Annotated in this window: 2 protein-coding genes; both read left to right on the top strand. The window is 66.9% G+C overall.

Annotated features, from left to right (window positions below; genetic code table 11):
- Positions 1-131 precede the first annotated feature (131 nt).
- Complete coding sequence (locus D180_RS10480; protein WP_017912755.1) at positions 132-1496, top strand: aspartate aminotransferase family protein; 1365 nt, start codon at positions 132-134, stop codon at positions 1494-1496.
- A gap of 93 nt (positions 1497-1589) precedes the next feature.
- A complete protein-coding gene (locus D180_RS10485) occupies positions 1590-2711 on the top strand; it encodes a polyamine ABC transporter substrate-binding protein (protein ID WP_017912756.1) in 1122 nt (373 codons plus the stop codon).
- Positions 2712-2992 lie beyond the last annotated feature (281 nt).

Below are 2992 nucleotides of genomic sequence, written 5' to 3' on the forward strand. Positions count from 1 at the left end.
GCAACAGCAACAGCAACAGCAACAGCAACAGCAAGAGCAAGAGCAAGAGCAACAGCAAGAGCAAGAGCAAGAGCAAGAGCAAGAGCAAAGCTTGGCCGCGTTGCGGCCTTGGTACCGACATTGGAGTGGACATGGACCGGATCGACACGCGCGCCCTGCAGGACCTGGATGCCGCGCACCACCTGCACCCGTTCAACGACAACGCCGCCCTGGCGCAGAAAGGCACCCGCATCCTCACACGCGGCGATGGCGCCTACGTCTGGGACGCCGACGGCAACCAATTGCTGGATGCCTTCGCCGGCCTGTGGTGCGTCAACGTCGGTTACGGGCGCAAGGAACTCGGCCAGGCCGCCGCGAGGCAGATGGAACAGCTGGCGTACTACAACAGCTTCTTCCAGTGCACCACCGAACCCACCATCCGGCTGGCCGCCAAGCTCGCCGAACTGGCGCCGGGCGACCTCGACCATGCCTTCTTCACCAACTCCGGCTCCGAGGCCAACGACACCATCCTGCGCCTGGTGCGGCATTTCTGGGCCGTGCAGGACCAGCCGCAGAAGACCATCTTCATCGGCCGCCACGACGGCTACCACGGCACCACCATGGCCGGCGCCAGCCTCGGCGGGATGAAGGGCATGCACCGCCAGGGCGGCCTGCCGATCCCCGACATCCACCACATCGATCCGCCGTACTGGTTCGGCGACGGCGGCGACATGGATCCGGAGGAATACGGGCTGCTCGCCGCGCGGCGGCTGGAGGACAAGATCCTGGAACTGGGGCCGGAGCGGGTGGCCGCGTTCATCGGCGAGCCGATCATGGGCGCGATCGGCGTGTACATTCCGCCGCGCAGCTACTGGCCGGAGATCGAGCGCATCTGCCGCCGCTACGACGTGCTGCTGGTCGCCGACGAGGTGATCTGCGGCTTCGGCCGCACCGGCGAATGGTTCGGCGCGCAACACTTCGGCTTCCAGCCGGACGTGATGACCATCGCCAAGGGCATCACCTCCGGCTACATCCCGCTCGGCGCGGCGATGTTCGGCACGCGCGTGGCCAAGGTGCTGAAGGAGCAGGGCGGCGAGTTGGCGCATGGCTGCACCTATTCCGGGCACCCGGTGTGCGCGGCGGTGGCGCTGGAGAACCTGCGCCTGCTGCAGGACGAGGGCATCGTCGAACGCGCGCGCAGCGAGATCGCGCCGTACCTGGCGCAACGCTGGGCCGAGCTGGGCGAGCACCGGCTGGTGGGCGAGGCGCGCATCGTCGGCATGATCGGCGCGCTGGAACTGGTGCCGGACAAGCCGCGCCGGCAGTACTTCCCCGAGCGCGGCAAGGTCGGCGCATTGTGCCGCGACAATGCGCTGCGCCGCGGCCTGATCCTGCGCGCCACCAACGACGCGATGCTGCTGTCGCCGCCGCTGATCCTCAGCCGAGCCCAGGTCGACGAACTGTTCGACAAGGCCTGGCTGGCGCTGGAGGATACGGCCCAGGCGCTGGGCAAATAGCCCGGCGCTGGGTAGTCTGGAGCCCCGATCCCGGATCCGGCGCGCGCCGCCGATCCTTCCATTCCTGCCCCCACGGACCCGCGGAGACCTGCGATGAAGCTGCGACTGCTCACTCTTTCCCTGGCCACGGCGCTGCTCGCCGGCTGCGGCGGCTCCGGCGGCGACGCGGACAAGGCGGGGCAGGGCGAGGCGAAGGTGCTCAACGTGTACAACTACTCGGACTACATCGCCGAGAACACGATTCCCGACTTCGAGAAGCAGAGCGGGATCAAGGTCACCTACGACGTCTTCGACAGCGACGAGATGGTGGAGACCAAGCTGCTGGCCGGTGGCAGCGGCTACGACGTGGTGGTGCCGACGCTGAACTTCTTCGGCCGGCAGATCCAGGCTGGCGTGTTCCTGCCGCTGGACAAGAGCAAGATCCCGAACCTGGCCAATCTCGATCCGCAGATCATGCAGCGCATCGCGCAGCAGGATCCGGGCAACAAGTACGGCGTGCCGTACATGGTCGGCACCACCGGCATCGGCTACAACGTGGACAAGGTCAAGGCCGCGTTCGGCGGCACCGACATCGCCAACAGCTGGGACCTGGTGTTCAAGCCGGAGAACCTGTCCAAGCTCAAGGACTGCGGCGTGACCCTGCTGGACACGCCCTCGGACCTGATCCCGATCGCGCTGCACTACCTTGGGGAGGATCCGCACACCACCGACCCGGCCAAGATCGAGCAGGCCGCGGCGCTGATCAAGCGCATCCGCCCCTACGTGCAGAACTTCCACTCCTCGCAGTACGTGACCTCGCTGGCCAACGGCAGCACCTGCCTGGCGGTGGGCTGGTCCGGCGACATCATCCAGGCCCGCGACCGCGCCGAGGAAGCCAAGAACGGCGTGCACGTGGCCTATTCGATCCCCAAGGAAGGCGCGCCGCAGTGGTTCGACATGCTGGCCATTCCCAAGGACGCCAAGCATCCGGAGAACGCCTACGCGTTCATCAACTACCTGCTGACGCCCAAGGTGGCCGCGGCCAATACCGACTTCATCCACTACGCCAATCCGGTGCCGCAGGCGACCCCGCTGGTGGACGCGGCGATCCGCAACGATCCCACCATCTATCCGCCGCCGGACGTGGCCGCGAAGATGTTCACCTATTCGATCAACCCGCCCGAGGTGGACAAGCTGTACACCCGCCTGTGGACGGAGATCAAGACCGGCCGTTGAGCCGGTGGCGTTGCGGTCCGGGTAAGGCTTTGCGGGTTGACCCGGACCGCTATGGCGCTGCGCTTGCCCGAGCGGCCAGGGGGAGCGTAAGCGGCTGTTGTGGGAGGGACTTCAGTCCCGACGCGATGCTGCCTGGGACGCATCGCGTCTTCGCCCGTCGCGGCTGAAGCCGCTCTTACCTCTTTGCGGGTCCACGCAGGCACCGCGCCGGCACGCTCTCCCGGTTGAGATCGGAGCCGGCAACACCCTCTCCCGCAGATACCGTCTTACCCCCTAGCAGG

Origin of the sequence: Xanthomonas sp. SHU 166 (assembly GCF_000364685.1) — a bacterium.
Classification (GTDB): domain Bacteria; phylum Pseudomonadota; class Gammaproteobacteria; order Xanthomonadales; family Xanthomonadaceae; genus Xanthomonas_A; species Xanthomonas_A sontii.